Genomic DNA, 15,232 nt, shown 5'->3' on the forward strand with positions numbered 1-15,232 from the left:
AGCGGTATTGGTCCGGCGCCGTCTCCGATGCCACCATCGGGTTCGACCGGCATGGGGCTTCCAAGTGGTATTGGTCCCGCCCCATCTCCGATGCCACCATTGGGCTCCACGGGGAAAACAAGCTCACCGCCACCTGCGGTTTGCCCTATCAGCCCCCTGATTTGATCACCCGACACGTCTGATGGCATGTCGAGCGTCACCGTGGTTTGGGGGATGGCAAAACCGCCAGGCCCTCCAAAGTTCCACGCCCCAGTCATGTAGATCAAAAGTCCTCTCCTTATTTTGATCAATTGTCCAGAATGTCCGGCCGTGATTACGGCCAGGGGTTGAATTGTGGAAATCAGGGGCTGAACCCAATATGAACGGAAAATTCAGAAAAGCCTTTTCCTGTTAAGGAATGGCATTCTTCTTCGATGTGTCTTGTGGAAAAAGGCTGATTTGAGCCATTTTCTCCTGGAGGTTGGGTCACACCTGCTTCTCTGCAGCCCATGCTCCAAGACAAAGGAGGCCGAAAGGGCCCCCTTGTTCCTTCATTTTGCCGCTTATCGCGAAAGGGTCAGTGCGCAGGCCGTATCAGCGTACCTGCACCGCGCTCGGTGAAGATTTCAAGCAGCATGGCATGCTTGACCCGGCCGTCCAGGATAACCGCACCTTTAACGCCGGCTTCCACGGCCTTGATGCAGGTTTCCACCTTGGGGATCATGCCGCCGGTGATGGTGCCGTCCGCCTTGAGGCGCGCGATGTCCTCCGGGTCCAACTCCGTCAGCATTTCCTTGTCTTTGCTGAGTACGCCCGGCACGTCTGTCAGCAGGAAGAAACGCCGTGCGCCCAGTGCCCCGGCGATGGCCCCCGCCATTGTATCGGCATTGATGTTATAGGTATTGCCGTCTTCGCCAGCCGCGATGGGTGAGATCACGGGGATGATGCCGTTGGCCATGCTTTGCTTGAGGACGGTCGGGTCGACATGCGTGGGTTCGCCCACGAAACCCAGGTCGATTACCTTCTCGATATTGCTGTCCGGGTCTGGCTTGGATTTTTCCATCTTGGTGGCGGTGACCAGCTTGCCGTCTTTGCCTGACATGCTGATGGCCCGGCCACCTGCCGCGTTGATGTCAGCGACGATGGATTTGCTGATAGAGCCACACAGCACCATTTCGGCGATATCCACAGTTGCTTTGCAGGTCACGCGAAGGCCGTCAACAAAGTCGGTCTCGATCGAGAGCTTCTTGAGCATTTCGCCAATCTGTGGGCCGCCTCCATGGACAACCACTGGGTTGATGCCCACCTGTTTCAAAAGCGTGATGTCCTGGGCGAACTGGCGTGCCAGCGCGTCATCGCCCATGGCATGTCCGCCGTATTTGATAACGAAGGTTTCGCCAGCATATTTGCGCATGTAGGGAAGCGCTTCGACGAGCGTGGCTGCTTTCTTCTGCAGAATTTTCATATCGCGGTCCACTGTGATCATGGCCTTGTTCCATCAATGAGGGTGACAAAAAGATGTAAGGCCAAGGCTGGCCCTAGTCAAATCGATACCCGCCAAAGTTTGTTGGTCGGTCGTCCGTCAGCATGACCCCCATCGTCATCATAAGCTGTGATGCATAATAAGCGGCCCATATGAAATAGCCGACATACTCTGGGGCTCCCATGAACTCGCGTGCGCCAATAGCGGCATCCGACAGCACGAACAACACAGCCCCGATGCCAGTCAAGCGGAACGGAAATTTGCTGAGCAGCGCAGAGGTTGCCATGGCAGTCAGGACAGCGGTGTAGACATACACATACATGCGCATCTCGCCCAAACCGTCATACAGCATGTAGCCGGAGAAGAAGGCGAACAGCCACAATAGCGACGACAGCCTGACAGGCAGCGTGCTTATGTCGCTCATGGGTTGGCGGTTGGTAAGGTACAGAACGATGAAGAAAATGTGGCCAACCATGAAGCCCATCATGCCGCGCAGGAATGCCTGCCCAGGCGGGTCGGTTGGAATTTCCAGGAGCACATCCCCTGAAACAGAGAATATGAGCGCGAAAAACAAAAGGGCGTGCCCGAATGTGCGTATATTCACGGCAACAAACAGCGCCAGGAAAGACACGGCACTGGCTTTGGAGAGAACGCTCCACAGGATGCCGTCCGGGTGCCATCCGGCCCCGTGAACCACAGCGCCAATGAATGACAGAACAATGAAGATCTGCCCCAGCGCTTCCAGGACCGGTCGTTTGCGGCGGCTAAAGATGCGTGTCACGTGATGCTCCTCCTCGCGCCACTATATGCAGGCTGCTGGGGTTGTCACAAGTCTTTGATTCAAATGTATCAATTTTAACCGCTGCTGTGTAGGGACAGTTTTCAATTGGCATTCTCAATGCGTGCCTTCAACCGCGCGGCGGGGCGCAGCAGCACAAGGTTTGCGGCGGCATACAGGATCAGGATCTGGATAACCGTCAAGCCTGTCGCCAGGAGGGCTGCGGCGATGATGGTACCGCCCGCCATGAAGGCGCTGTTGAATACATTGTTGGCGGCAATCGCACGCGACCGGGCCTCGCGCGGGGTATATTCCTGCAAAATGGTGTAAAGCGGCACGATTACCATGCCTGCCATCATGGCCACACCAATCAGCGCGATAAGCATCGGCCAGTTGGATGGAGCGGCGATAAAGGCCTTCAGACCAACGACAGTTTCAGCAGAAAAGGGCACACTGGGCACTTCTGGTAGGGCCCAAATAAAGGCCAGGCTGACAGCGCCAAGCCCCACAAGGGCACGGGGCGCCAGGCGGGCTGAAATTTCGCCCTTCAAAATGCGGCTGCACAAAAGCGCGCCCGCGCCAATACCGACCGAGAAACAGGCGATCACCAGCGTGATGACTGTTTTGTCCCCGCCCATGCGCGCGTAAACGATTTCGGGTATCTGCGCGATATAGATGGAACCATAAAGCCAGATCCAGCTGATGCCGATGATGGCTGGGCGTGCGATATCATTTTGCCATGCGCTTTTCAGAAGCGTGCCGGTTGAGGTGAAGATATTCACCCGGATGTCCAGGTTGGGCGCGGCCTGCCCGGTTTTGGGGACCAGCCGCCCTGTCAGCGTGCCGATGACGGCGAAAGCGATCATGATGCCGGAGATGATGAAATTGTCACCGTCCTGGCTGATCACCAGCCCACCCACCAGGATGCCAAGCAGGATGGCAACAAAGGTGCCGGCTTCGATAAGCGCGTTGGCGCCCAGAAGCTCATCTGTTTTCATCAGGTCAGGCAGGACACCATATTTGATCGGGCCGAAGAAGGTGCTCTGGAGCCCCAGCCCGGAAAGCACAGCCACCATCATGTAGAAATTCTGGAAATAGATGGCAAAGCCGCCCACCACCATCAGGCCAATTTCCCAAATCTTGATCCACACGATCTGGTTGGTTTTCTCATACTTGTCGGCAAGTTGCCCGGCAAGCGCGGAAAACAAGAAGAAGGGCAGGATGAACAGCCCGATCGCCAGGTTGGTCAGGATGGACGGCTGGATACCCATCTCGGACGCCAGCTTGACGGTGATCAGGATAACAAGCGCCTGCCGGAACAGGTTATCATTCAGCGCACCAAGAAACTGTGTGATGAAAAGCGGCAGGAAGCGCCTTGTGCCAAACAGCTGCCACTGCGTGCGTCCCACGGGCCCCGGCCTATTCTGCGGCCGCAGTGCGGTGGTGCGAAAGCTCGTGGCTGGCCTGCCGGATAATCTGGAACGAGCCGGACAGGAACAGCGATGCCATGATGCCTGCCACAATCAGGTCCGGCCAGCCGGTGCCGGAAATCCACACGCCGGACGCCGCCACCATCACCATCACGTTGCCGATGGCGTCATTGCGGCTGCAAAGCCACACGGACCGCACGTTGGCGTCACCGTCCTTGAAGCGCATCAGCAGAAGCACGCTCGCAACATTGGCGGCCAGCGCCGCTGCCCCAACGCCGCCCATAATCGCGGCGGTTGGTTGGTTCAGATAGAAAACCGTATAGATGGTGGACCCCAATACCCACAAGCCCATTACCGAAAGGCTGATGCCTTTGAAAAGCGCGGCCTTGGCGCGCAGGCTGCCGGCCTTGCCAATCACATAAAGCGACAGGCCGTAGGTGAAGGTGTCGCCCAGGAAATCAAGCGCATCTGCCTTCAGCGCCTGGCTCTGGCCCACAAAGCCCATGGGCATTTCAAACAGGAACATGGCCGCATTGATGAGGATCACATAGATGAGCGCACGCTTATAGCGCGGGTCCATCCCTTCAAACTTCACATCATGACAGCAGTTCGCACCCATAACAGTCCCTCTGGTTTCGCCCTTATTTGGCCCGATAATATGTTGGTGTGCAAGGCAAATTTCTGGATGATATTCCATTACATGGCTGGATGATATTGCATTACATATTTGCAATTGAAGCCGGTCTGTTGCGATGATAGGCGATGCTTTGAAAGCAAACGGAGCAGTAACCACATGATGCCAGTTCGCACGATAACCCTTGGCCTTCTTGTCAGCCTTTTTGTCGCGGCGCCGTCACGCGCCTCTATGATGCCGCCCATGGAAGACACGGGTGACCGTGTGGGCGGCGTTACGGTGATCACCAGGCTTGAGGCCGAGCGGCTGCCCGAAGGGCGGCATGATTTCTATTTCCGCGCGGGCTGGCGCAACACCGGCGCGCCCATTCATGTGCCGGTTGTGGTGGTGCGCGGCGCGAAGGATGGCAAGACGCTTCTGTTGACCGCCGCGGTCCACGGTGATGAGCTGAACGGCATCGCCGTGCTGCACCGGCTTCTGGAAAAGCTGGACCCAAAGACCCTTTCAGGCACGGTGGTGGCAGTGCCGGGGCTGAACCAGCCGGGCATCAATGCCAACAACAGGCGCTTCCCGGTGTCTGCGGGCGGTGGCTCGCTGGTTGATCTGAACCGTAATTTCCCAGGCAGTGTGGGCGAAAGTGGCAGCACATCCGGGCGCTATCTTGGTGCCCTGTGGCAGGGCCTCATTCGCCAGAACGCTGATTTCGCCGTGGATATCCACACCCAGACGCGGGGCGCTGCCTATCCGCTTTTTGTGTTCGCCGATTTCGGCAACAGCACAGCGCGCGCGGCGGCCCATACCCTTGGCCCCGACATGATCAAGAATGACGCGGGCCAGCAGGGCACGCTGGAGACCAGCCTGATGAAAGAGGGCATTCCGGCTGTTACGCTTGAAGTGGGCGCGCCAAAGCAGTTCCAGGGGGAGCTGATTGACCGCGCGGTCTGGGGCCTCCAGAACCTGATGCGGGCGCACAGGATGGTGCCGGGCAGTGTGGAACAGCCGCCGGTGAAAGCCATCGTGGGGTCGAACTACACCAATGTGTATGCCGACCGGGGCGGCATTGCCGTTTTGCATGTGGGCCTGAAGGACGCGGTGAAGAAGGGCCAGGATGTAGCCACGCTGTATGACGCGTTCGGGCATGAAATTCGCACCTACACGGCCCCGCATGACGGCTGGGTGCTGGCCGTGGCCACAGACCCGGTGCGCGAGGCCGGAAGCATGCTGGTGCGTATCCTGCAGTAGGCACACGAGCGAGATACGCGCCAGATGACAGATATCTGATTTTTTCATGAGCCATTTCGGCGCCGCTGTCGTAGAAACGGCGCAAGCAAAGTTAAGAAAACGGCGAACAGACCTATGACCAGCGAAAAACCGACAGATCACCCCACCGTGGCCCACGGCAAGCTGGGCATCCTGATGATGTCCCTTGGCACGCCCGACGCCCCCACCTATGGCGCGGTTCGGAAATATCTGGCGGAGTTCCTCTCGGACCCGCGCGTGGTGGAAACGCCGCGCCTGATCTGGCTGCCGATCCTTCATGGCCCGATCCTGACCTTCCGGTCTGGCAAGTCCGCCAAGGCCTACGCCAAAATTTGGGACAAGGAGCGAAACGAAAGCCCGCTTCGGACCTACGCTAGAGGCCAGGCCGAAAAGCTGCAGGCCGCCTTCGGGGAAGAAGCCGAGGTTGAATGGGCCTTCCGGTACGGCACGCCGTCCACCAAGGATGGCCTCACGCGCCTGCGCGAAAAGGGTTGTGACCGCATCCTGTTGTTCGCGCTCTATCCGCAATATAGCGCCACGACGACTGCGACAGCTTATGAGAAAGCTTTCGAGGTAATGGGCGAGATGCGCTGGATGCCATCTGTGCGCACGGTGCCGGCTTACTTTGATACGCTGGAATACCCTTCCGCGCTTGCCGCGAGTGTGAAAGACAGCCTGAGCACATTGGATTGGGAGCCGGATAAAATCCTGGCGTCCTACCATTCGATCCCAAAGGCCTACTGGGATAAGGGGGATCCATACCCCTGCCACTGCCATAAGACCAGCCGTTTGCTGAACGACGCGCTTGATCTGCCGGAAGGCAAGCTGGTGACCAGCTTCCAGTCGCGCGTCGGTCCCACCGAATGGGTGCAGCCCTACACGGACAAAACGGTCGAGCAGATGGCCAAGGACGGCGTCAAAAAGCTCGCCGTGCTCGCCCCGGCCTTTTCACAGGACTGTCTGGAAACCCTTGAAGAAATCAATATGGAACTTCGGGAAACCTTCCTTGAGAACGGCGGCACCCACTTCCACTATATCCCGTGCCTGAATGACACAGAGCAGGGCATGTGGGTGCTCGAGAGCGTCGCAAGGAACGAGCTCAAAGGCTGGCTGGGTTAGGGCTATGTGCAACCTAGCTCGGAGTGGGCTTTTGCAGAATAAAAATTGAGAGGTCCAGTCAATGCGTTAGCATGTACCGTAAATTGGCTAATAGAATCTAAAATTGCCCCCTTTTTAAATGGGATATGAATAGCATAAGCAGTTTCCTGGTGAACTCTCTCCGTTAGCGCTTCTGGCCAACGATTTTTCAACAATATTGGTTTGGACACAATGTTGAAGCCGGGATAGGTGATAATTAGAGGCAGCTCATACCTATCAACGGCTTGTTCAATTTCATAGCTGAGCATGCTGCCGGAACTCCTCGTTTTATCGCTTAAAATAACGAGGCAGTTTTTTGATTTGGCAAGGCGCTCTCTTATCCTCGATTCTAGGGTAGATCTTTGGCTGCTATCTCTAACTGCATACGTCTTCTCGTGGCTGTTCACGAATTTGAATTCGATATGCTTTTTTGAACTCCAGGCTTGTATGGTTGAGTAATATCTAAAGTCCGACTTGCTCGGGTCGGTTTGTCCAAGGCCGTCAAAAGCAATGTAGGTTCCATTGCGATAAGCCATATCTACTTCCAATCTTGATAGATTGATCCCAAATCGATTTCAGGCTTCTTGTCTTTTGGCAAAACTATTTTTATGGAATTTGAGACCTTTCCCTGTTTAGTTTCTTCAAACACCGCGGTGAGTATTAAGTCGACAAGAATAGCGTTTTTGATACCAATGCGGGCAAGCCCAGAACCTAGCAGCGGGATGTAAATAGTTTCGTTGGAACAGGAGTTTCGAGCTTTAACTAGAAGCCCCCGAACTGCTTTAATTAGGTCTTCCGCTGTAGCCGACGTTCGATGAGTTGTTTCATCGGTTCGGCCAAGCGCGACAAAAAGGAACTTATTTTCGTTAACAATAGCTGTCGCGGTTGTTCCAATTTCATAGCGTCGTGTACGCCCAGGATTCCTTGTAATGGTTGTAAAGGGCGTTTGAGAGAGTGCTGTGTCGACTTGGTTTCGCCAATTGCCACTATTTCCTCCCCAGAATTTCTGAATGACCTGGCCGTGAAGGCTCTTGGATGATACTATTATGTCATCAACGATGTCATCAAAACAGTCGTTCACCCCAATGGCTTTCCAGCCTTTTTGATCAAAAAAATCGCCAAAAAGCACGGATATTTTTGTGTCGAAACTATTGCTGGAAATAACGATTTCGTTTTTGAAGAAACCTTCTAAGAAAAGACCATCTGCAAAGAATAGAAGTAGCCCGAGGAGAGTAGAGCTTAACAAAAAATCTTTGTAGGAAAGGTCTAATTCCTGATTTGTGATGCCCTCATATGACTCGATAAAGAGCCATATAATGCCGATAGCTGTGAGCAAAGCTCGAAAAAAGCATAGCCACTTAGAAAACGACTTCATAGTAATGCACACTCCAAGGTATCATGAAGTTAGCATAGCATACGATATTGGACTTTTTGCAATTTATACTGGTTTTTGACTACTGCATCCCCATCATGCCGGTGACTTCCACAATCACCTCGCGCTCATGCTCGCCGTCGAACTCCAGCGTCAGCGGGAAGACATCGCCTTTCTCAAGCGGCTTTTTAAGGCCCATCAGCATCACATGATAGCCGCCGGGCGCGAGCGTGAAGGTCTCGCCCGGCTTCAGCGGCACGCTCATCACATGGTCCATCTTCATGATGCCGCCTTCCTCATAGGACCGGTGGATCATGGTGGTGTTCGCAATATCTGTATCCGCGCCCGTCAGCTCAATAATGTCGTGCGTGTTGTTGCGGATGGTCAGATACACAGCGGCAGAGACCGTGCGGCTGGTTTTGCGCGCCCAGACCTTTTCAATTTCAATGCCTTCGCCATCATGCTCGCCGTGGGCGAACGCGGTGACGGAAAAACTGAGGGCCAGAATAAGGGCGGACAAAATTGCTTTCACGGGTGTTCTCCTTTGTCCTGCTCATAGCCTGACTATATAGGCTCAGGCAAGGGACATCACGTCGCAGGGGGCAGGTAGTTTCGAAATGGACCCTGAAACAAGTTCAGGGTGACAGATGAGTGGGGTGGACGGCTTAAGCAACTCAGGTCGTCATGCTGAACTTGTTTCAGCATCCATACAGCAGTTGGCGAATGACGACCTGTTAACTTGGCCTACGCCGCGTCTGTGGCGCAGATCAGCTCATGCTGGATCGCGGGCTCGAACGCCGAATGGCCTGCCACCGGCACCATCTTCAGCGTCGCCCACGGCATGGCCTGCGCCAGCTCCCACGCGCTTGTCGGTGGGCAGATGGCGTCATAGCGGCCCTGCACAATGGTGGTGGGCACGCCCCTGAGCTTATGGGCGTCGTCCAGAATCTGGTTGTCGGCCTCAAGGAAGCTGCGGTGCTTGAAATAGTGGGCCTCGATCCGCGCGAAGGCGAGCGCGAAAACAGGATCCACCGAATGGGCGCGTTGTTCTTCATCGGGCACCAGTGTCACGGTGCTGCCTTCCCACAGGCTCCATTCCTTGGCGAAGGTCAGGCGGTCTTCTTCCCAGTCAGGGTCCACCAGGCGCTTATAATAGGCGCTGATCAGGTCACCGCGCTCTTCTTCCGGGATCGGGCCGCAGAAACGCGCCCAGGCTTCGGGGAAAATGCTGCTGGTGCCGCCACGATAGAACCAGTCCAGCTCGCGCTGGCGCGACAGGAAAATGCCGCGCAGGATCAGGCCACGCGTGCGTTCTGGAAAGGCCTGGCCATACAGAAGCGACAGGGTGCTGCCCCAAGACCCGCCAAACAGGAACCAGCTGTCGATATTCAGATGTTGCCGGATGGCTTCCATGTCGGCCACCAGATGCTGGCTGGTGTTGTGGTCGAGGGACGCGTGCGGGCGGCTTTTGCCGCAGCCGCGCTGGTCAAACAATATGATGCGGTATTTCGCCGGGTTGAAGAAACGCCGCTGGATCGGGCTGGTGCCGCCGCCAGGGCCGCCATGGACAAACACAATCGGTGCGCCCACCGGGTTGCCGGACTGCTCCACATAAATCTCATGCCCGCCTGGCACTTTCAGGCGTTCGCTCGCATACGGCTCGATGGATGGATAAAGAGAGCGGAGGGTTGTTGTACTGTCTGCGCGCACCGTGCTGTCCCGATTTTTTTTGTCTTAGGTTTCAGCCAGAATAAGCCGCAGAAGTTAATAATACAAGAAACACAGGTTGCCCGGCCCCATCCGCAGGGTCGCGCCAGCCGACGCCGCTTAGGCGTCAATGCCAGATGGCTGTTTCCACCCGGTCGTGCTGGCTGGCATACTGGCGCAGCTTGCGGGTTGGGTTCACTGCAACGGCTGAATCCACCAGATCAAGGGTCGGTATATCGCTGTGGTCATCGGTATAGAAAAGGGTCTCCAGGCCGCCCAGTTTCTGCCCCTGGATCAACTGCTGAACCATGGCCCGCTTTGCGTCGCCATAACAATTGTCACCCTGGATGCGGGGGATCACCATGCCGTTCCGCGTCTCCAGCCTCGTGGCCACCAGGTGGTTGAAACCAAGTTTGTTGGCGATGGGGGCGGCATAGAAGGCATAGCTGGCGGTGGCCAGCACAAGGATGTCGCCTTGGGCCTTGTGCCTGGAAATGGCGCTCAGCGCGTCCGTATAGCATTTCCCGCGCACGATCATGTTGGCGAAGGCATCGGCTGCGCCCTCTAGGTGGGCAAGCGGTTTAGTGCCAACCAGCAGGTGGAACATGACTTCCTTCAATCGGCTGCGGGAAAAAGCCTTGAGCTTGTAGGCCGCCATCACCAGCAACATCACCGGCGTCAACAGCAGGCGGTGGGGAGCATAATGCCATGCGTACCAAAGCAGAAAAGGCGTGTAGCTGCCAAATCTGATGATGGTTCGGTCCAGATCGAAGATGACAAGTCTTTGGCGCTGCATAATCAGGTATCCAGAATCTCGCTGGCGATCATGACATCCGAAGGCTTGTCTACATCGATGGACAAATGGGCTTCCTTGAGGATGACGGGGTGGACCGTGGCACCAATGGAGTGGGAGGCGCGGCTGAAAGCGCTTTCCAGGCTCAAGAGGCGCAAGGCAAAAGCGATAAAGACCAGTGGGCCGAAATGCCAGGCAAGCCGCCAGACGCGCTTGCGGTTATGTTCGATACCAGCCCAGAAGGCCAGGACCGAGCGGGCGCGTTGTCCCTTCAGCAGGAACAGGTTGCAGCTGGTGTAGGCCGCGCCCCGCGCGAACTTCAGCCATGTGCGGCGGGCCGCCGGTATCTTGGCCAGCACTGTTTCCGCCGGCACCAGCCCCACGGCGATATCGGTGTCCAAAGGCTGGCCGTCGAGGAAAGCCGCGACATCGCTACCCGTCAGCAATACATGATCGCATGTGGTTACCAGGGTCGGCTGGTTGCTTGGGTGACTGTCGAGGAAATCCACGATGCTGCCACAGATGGAATCGCCGCTGGCGACAAAAGTTACATCGCGCCGTGCCTTGAACGGCTCGAAATCTTCGAGCGCCGCCATGTCTTCGGGCGACTGGGTCAGGATGAAGATATCTGACACACGCCCCGATGCATCGAGCGCGTCCACGACACGGTTGAGCATGGCGCGTCCGCCGATATGGGCGGCGGCCTTGTATTTGACGTTGAACATGTCCGCGACCGGGTCGCCCTCCGGGCGGCGGCCAGCAAGGACAATTACCCGTATTTTTTCAGCGGTACAGGTTGACACGTATCTAGCCCCAGAAAGTTACAATAGGCTTCGGCGGCACGCTGTGCGGATGATTTTTGCTGAAGGTCGATAGACGACTTGAAGAGCTTCTGTTGCTCCGCCCTGTAGGCGTGAGGCGTTTCAAGTGCGGCCTTCAAAGCTTGGTCGAGTTGGTCAATTGAGGACGCAACGGGGCCGAGGGTCCAGAATTTATATTTCGGGTCGCGCTGCCAGTCCGCGCCGTGTCCGTTAAGGAAGATGCAGGGCCGTGGACGGGCAATGAATTCATACACCTGACTGGAGACGTCACCCAGATAGATGTCGGCCGAGCGTATGTGGGTCATGTCCATGCAGGCCGGGCTGCCGGTGTCGATCAGGATATTGTCGCTGTTCTTGAAACGCTTGGCCAAATCCTTCCGCCAGCGCACCACCCGGTTGGTCAGTGACGTATGGATGCGGCGCTTGTAGAGCATCACATGAGGCGCAAAGATCAGGTTGAAATCCTTGTTGTTCGCGAAATAGTCCAGAACCTCTTCGCCCATGGTGAACCAGGAAGACAGGTAAGGATCGAAGTGTGGGTTATAGAGCACGATCGGTCGCTGGTTCTTGAACGGACGGTGGACGATATTTTCCTCCGCCAGAGCATCGAACTTCATATAGCCGATCACGGCGCTGTTTTCCGGCTGCACGATGCCAAGGGCGATCATCCGGTCGCGGTGTTTGTCACCAGGCAGGAAAACATAATCGAATTTGGAGATATTGTCCGACCAGGCGACGTCCCGGTCGCCAGCACCATGGCAGACACGGACCATTTTCAGGTGGGTCAGGCCAAAGACCTCACGCAGCATCAGGCTGGTGCGCTCCGGCACCACCAGGGTGTCCAACTGGCGGAAATGGTCGAGGTTGTTTTTCAAAACAGCGATGCGCTTGAATGGCGCGACTTTGTTCAAGAGCTTGTCGAGCACTTTGTAGACAAGCGGCACATCAAGCAGCGTGAACTGACAGCGGGGCGTATCGCCCGCAATTTCGCGGACCATTTCAAGTTGTTCTTCAGTGGAGGCGAAAACCTCAATTTCCACATCATCAGCAGTGCCTGCCAGCGCCGGAATCATGGGCGCAAGATGGCTGACCTGATGAGCGGCATCATGGTTGAACAGAAATCCAATGCGGTGTGGCATAAGCGGCTTCTTTTTTTCTTTCTGCTTTTTATGAGGCCTTACTTAACTCGCGGCCGTCGCGGACATTTCAGACTAAAAAATAAACAAAGATCAGAACAAAACACTCTGACAAAACGTCGCATAAGGGCTGATTTTGCCCCAAATAAGGCAATTCGACAACCGATATGCTTCAAACGGGGGCGTTTTCGCTTCAGGACCGAAACAATAAAAAGGCCGTAAACGTTCGTTACACTAGCGTTTCAGAAATGTTTCGTCTTATCGGGGACGGACCTGATTTAACTAATTTCAGGCTGCAGAAGCGAAAAAAGGTGCCAATGGACGCCTTTTTCTGGATTAAGCTTGGTTGCTACTGTGCAGCCATGCGGCGGGACTTCAGGATTTGATCCGTCAGTTCCATGTCGCCTGGGTTGTCCACATCAATTGGTGCATCGGCGAATGGCATGCGGATCACCTGCACCGTCAATTTCCAGCGCCGTGACAGGCTCGCGGCCAGCTCGTGAATGGTGGCCAGCTTGTAGCGGTACTTGAGCATGAACATCAGGCCAAAGGCCTTCATGATACGCTGCGGTTTCTTGCCGAACTGGCCGCCACCCTCGAAAATCTTGGCGGTTTCCAAGGCTTTCTCGTTGGCCAGCGCATAGAGGTTGCAGCTGGACCAGCCACCGTCCTTGAGATTATGGAAGGCGCGCTTGCCTTCGGGATATGCTTCCAAGATAACGGATGCTGGGGTCATGGCAACGGCTGCATCGGGCTTGTGCTGCTCAATTTCCTTGCAGAAATGGTCAACCATTTCAGTGGTGTGCAGGGCGTTGTCCCCTGTGGTGATCACGAGTGGGTACGGGTCCTCGATCCGGGCGGCAGCGTCCGCGACCGAAAGATAGAGGTTTTCCGCGCTCGGCACATACTGAATTTCGCCCTTGTCCAGCATTTTAGCGAGCGCGGGCACAGTCCTGAGCAGCTCTTCGCTTTCGATTGAAACAAACACACGGTCGATGCCACGGGCGTTTTTTATTTCGCGGATGACGCGTTCCAGCATCACGACACCATCAAGTGTTACCAGGCACTTGTGGCTGACCCCTTGGGCTTGGGCGACAACGTCGGCGGCGCCGCGACGGCTGGCAGCCAGCACCAAAGCTGTGGCTTTCTTGGTTACAGTCATAGGGTTATCCCTCCTACCCAACGGGCATAGTTTAAATCAGACTAGGCCGTTAAGGAAGACATGAGTTTACGAGCGCTTTCGCCCTTCGGAAGTGCCATCAATGTCTCTCTTGCGGTCTTGTATCTCTCTTTGTCCAGAAGGGTGCCCACACAGCCGTCGAATTTGTCCCAAAGCTGGTCCAGCGTCAGGGGTGCAGCACTTGAGCCCACCGGCATTTCAACTTCAATGCTCATGGTGGTGCCAGACTTCAGCGTAACATGAACCTGTGTCGGGAAATCGCTCTCCAGTTTCTCGACATACTCTTTGCGCACAAGCGGCAACAGCGCGGTAACTTCCGGGCGACTGATCGCGGCCTCTTCATAGTCCGCCAGCGTCGCGTTGCCCGTCAATAGTCCAACAGCCAGTCCATATTCAAGGCTGAATTTGGCTTCCATCGAATTGGTTGGGCGCTCATACATCAGGTTCCGGAGGTGCGCAGCCGGCGCACGCACAAAAATTTCCGCCACATCAGGGGCTTCAAAGCCATGTTTTTCGCGCAGGAAAAGAAGGCCGTCGAGCGCACGGTGGACGCTGCCACAGTTGGGGAAACGCTTCAGTTTCAGGCCATATTCTTCAATATGCAGCGGCGTGCCGATATCCTTGGTCGCGAACTGGACTTTCTGACCATATTCATCCTTGTCTGCCATGGTGGCGCGCAGCTCTTCCACATCCTGGCCGACCATCAGCGTTCCCATGCCGTTCGCGGCATGCAGCGTGTTCGCGCCTGCTGTAATGCCGGCCTCGGCGAACTGGGCGGCCTGAACCGCGCCTGCGGCTGCAAGCCCTGCATGCAGCGGTTTGGTCATGGTGCCGAACTGGCTCATGAAGCCACCGGCAAGGCTTGTTGAAAGCGAAATGGCGTGGGCTGTTTGCTCGGCATCCAGGCCCATCAGTCGCGCGCATCCGGCAGCCGTGCCTACGGTGCCAACCGTTGCCGTGGCGTGCCAGCCGCGGCTGCGGTGGTAAGGGTTCACGCCCTGGCCCACACGGCCAACCATCTGCAGGCCAACGATATAGGCATCAAGAAGCGCTTCGCCCGTTAGGTCGCGTTCGTCCGCAATGGCCAGAAGGGCAGGTACCAGAACTGCGCTGGCGTGGGCTTTTGCTGGATCGAAATTGTCGTCAAAATCAAGGGCATGGGCGGCCGTGCCGTTCACCAGGGCGGCCATGGGGGCAGACAGGCCGCCTTCAAAGCCAACCGCGCGGCAGTCGCCTTGGCCCCACCTGCGGGCGAGAGTGAACACTTTGTGTGTAACGTCCTCGCGCGCACCGGGCACCATGACAGCGATGGTGTCAATGAAGGCGTCTCGCGCGCGGTCAAGCGCCAGGCTCGACCAGGAGGCGTCTACGCCAGTCGTCCAGGCTGCAAAAGCGTGCAGCGGGTTATCCGAATTGACCTTCATATGTCCCTTGGTATCTTATATGACTTGTGTGTTGGTCTGAATTCAGCAAGATTTATTTATAGTTAAATAAAACCGGCAGATAAAGCCTGTGTTTGTTT

Annotated in this window: 15 protein-coding genes and 1 pseudogene; 2 read left to right on the forward strand and 14 right to left on the reverse strand. The window is 56.1% G+C overall.

Annotation, left to right across the window (positions count from 1 at the left end; genetic code table 11):
• The 5 genes and pseudogenes from KORM41_RS21970 to KORM41_RS00965 all read right to left on the reverse strand — a co-directional run.
• Nucleotides 1-266 (reverse strand): annotated as a pseudogene (locus tag KORM41_RS21970) (hypothetical protein); the annotation flags it as partial.
• Between the two features lie 290 nt (nt 267-556).
• Nucleotides 557-1,465 (reverse strand): acetylglutamate kinase, encoded by a 909-nt coding sequence (gene argB, locus KORM41_RS00950; RefSeq protein ID WP_082719644.1) that lies wholly within the window; start codon nt 1,463-1,465, stop codon nt 557-559.
• Between the two features lie 52 nt (nt 1,466-1,517).
• Nucleotides 1,518-2,243: a lysoplasmalogenase gene (locus tag KORM41_RS00955; RefSeq protein WP_068143445.1), complete on the reverse strand. Its 726-nt coding sequence runs from the start codon at nt 2,241-2,243 to the stop codon at nt 1,518-1,520.
• Nucleotides 2,244-2,344: 101 nt separating this feature from the next.
• Complete coding sequence (locus tag KORM41_RS00960; RefSeq protein ID WP_068143447.1) at nt 2,345-3,649, reverse strand: MFS transporter; 1,305 nt, start codon at nt 3,647-3,649, stop codon at nt 2,345-2,347.
• A 10-nt stretch (nt 3,650-3,659) separates the two neighbouring features.
• Nucleotides 3,660-4,289: a cation transporter gene (locus KORM41_RS00965; RefSeq protein WP_068143449.1), complete on the reverse strand. Its 630-nt coding sequence runs from the start codon at nt 4,287-4,289 to the stop codon at nt 3,660-3,662.
• A gap of 174 nt (nt 4,290-4,463) precedes the next feature.
• Here KORM41_RS00965 and KORM41_RS00970 point away from each other — a divergent pair, with 174 nt between their 5' ends.
• Both KORM41_RS00970 and hemH read left to right on the forward strand, forming a co-directional pair.
• Nucleotides 4,464-5,546, forward strand: a complete 1,083-nt coding sequence (locus KORM41_RS00970) for a succinylglutamate desuccinylase/aspartoacylase family protein (RefSeq protein ID WP_068143451.1) — start codon at nt 4,464-4,466, stop codon at nt 5,544-5,546.
• Nucleotides 5,547-5,660: 114 nt separating this feature from the next.
• Complete coding sequence (hemH, locus tag KORM41_RS00975) at nt 5,661-6,683, forward strand: ferrochelatase (RefSeq protein WP_068143452.1); 1,023 nt, start codon at nt 5,661-5,663, stop codon at nt 6,681-6,683.
• Nucleotides 6,684-6,685: 2 nt separating this feature from the next.
• Here hemH and KORM41_RS00980 read toward each other — a convergent pair whose 3' ends face one another.
• From KORM41_RS00980 to KORM41_RS01020, 9 genes are all read right to left on the reverse strand, one after another.
• Complete coding sequence (locus KORM41_RS00980; protein WP_068143454.1) at nt 6,686-7,237, reverse strand: TIR domain-containing protein; 552 nt, start codon at nt 7,235-7,237, stop codon at nt 6,686-6,688.
• A gap of 2 nt (nt 7,238-7,239) precedes the next feature.
• Nucleotides 7,240-8,076: a macro domain-containing protein gene (locus tag KORM41_RS00985; protein WP_068143455.1), complete on the reverse strand. Its 837-nt coding sequence runs from the start codon at nt 8,074-8,076 to the stop codon at nt 7,240-7,242.
• Between the two features lie 79 nt (nt 8,077-8,155).
• Nucleotides 8,156-8,605 (reverse strand): copper chaperone PCu(A)C, encoded by a 450-nt coding sequence (locus KORM41_RS00990; RefSeq protein WP_068143457.1) that lies wholly within the window; start codon nt 8,603-8,605, stop codon nt 8,156-8,158.
• Between the two features lie 212 nt (nt 8,606-8,817).
• Entirely contained in the window at nt 8,818-9,783 is a 966-nt protein-coding gene (pip, locus tag KORM41_RS00995; RefSeq protein WP_068143459.1) for a prolyl aminopeptidase, read from the reverse strand.
• 124 nt (nt 9,784-9,907) lie between these two features.
• Nucleotides 9,908-10,576, reverse strand: coding sequence for an HAD family hydrolase (locus tag KORM41_RS01000; protein WP_068143461.1), 669 nt, complete (start codon nt 10,574-10,576; stop codon nt 9,908-9,910).
• 2 nt (nt 10,577-10,578) lie between these two features.
• A complete protein-coding gene (locus KORM41_RS01005) occupies nt 10,579-11,376 on the reverse strand; it encodes a nucleotidyltransferase family protein (RefSeq protein ID WP_068143464.1) in 798 nt (265 codons plus the stop codon).
• Nucleotides 11,343-12,533 (reverse strand): hypothetical protein, encoded by a 1,191-nt coding sequence (locus tag KORM41_RS01010; protein WP_068143466.1) that lies wholly within the window; start codon nt 12,531-12,533, stop codon nt 11,343-11,345. Before KORM41_RS01010 ends, KORM41_RS01005 begins: the two co-directional genes overlap by 34 nt.
• A 346-nt stretch (nt 12,534-12,879) precedes the next feature.
• Nucleotides 12,880-13,692 (reverse strand): nucleotidyltransferase family protein, encoded by an 813-nt coding sequence (locus KORM41_RS01015; protein WP_068143468.1) that lies wholly within the window; start codon nt 13,690-13,692, stop codon nt 12,880-12,882.
• 41 nt (nt 13,693-13,733) lie between these two features.
• Nucleotides 13,734-15,134, reverse strand: coding sequence for an MmgE/PrpD family protein (locus tag KORM41_RS01020; protein ID WP_068143470.1), 1,401 nt, complete (start codon nt 15,132-15,134; stop codon nt 13,734-13,736).
• Nucleotides 15,135-15,232 lie beyond the last annotated feature (98 nt).

It is taken from the genome of Kordiimonas lipolytica, from assembly GCF_001550065.1.

Bases quoted from the DNA above. Each gene is read 5' to 3' on its own strand.
- KORM41_RS01010 (WP_068143466.1), bottom strand. From the start codon at position 12,533: ATGCCACACCGCATTGGATTTCTGTTCAACCATGATGCCGCTCATCAG.
- KORM41_RS00965 (WP_068143449.1), bottom strand. From the start codon at position 4,289: ATGGGTGCGAACTGCTGTCATGATGTGAAGTTTGAAGGGATGGACCCG.
- KORM41_RS01020 (WP_068143470.1), bottom strand. From the start codon at position 15,134: ATGAAGGTCAATTCGGATAACCCGCTGCACGCTTTTGCAGCCTGGACG.
- KORM41_RS00985 (WP_068143455.1), bottom strand. From the start codon at position 8,076: ATGAAGTCGTTTTCTAAGTGGCTATGCTTTTTTCGAGCTTTGCTCACA.
- hemH (WP_068143452.1), top strand. From the start codon at position 5,661: ATGACCAGCGAAAAACCGACAGATCACCCCACCGTGGCCCACGGCAAG.
- KORM41_RS00980 (WP_068143454.1), bottom strand. From the start codon at position 7,237: ATGGCTTATCGCAATGGAACCTACATTGCTTTTGACGGCCTTGGACAA.
- KORM41_RS01015 (WP_068143468.1), bottom strand. From the start codon at position 13,692: ATGACTGTAACCAAGAAAGCCACAGCTTTGGTGCTGGCTGCCAGCCGT.
- KORM41_RS01000 (WP_068143461.1), bottom strand. From the start codon at position 10,576: ATGCAGCGCCAAAGACTTGTCATCTTCGATCTGGACCGAACCATCATC.
- argB (WP_082719644.1), bottom strand. From the start codon at position 1,465: ATGATCACAGTGGACCGCGATATGAAAATTCTGCAGAAGAAAGCAGCC.
- KORM41_RS00970 (WP_068143451.1), top strand. From the start codon at position 4,464: ATGATGCCAGTTCGCACGATAACCCTTGGCCTTCTTGTCAGCCTTTTT.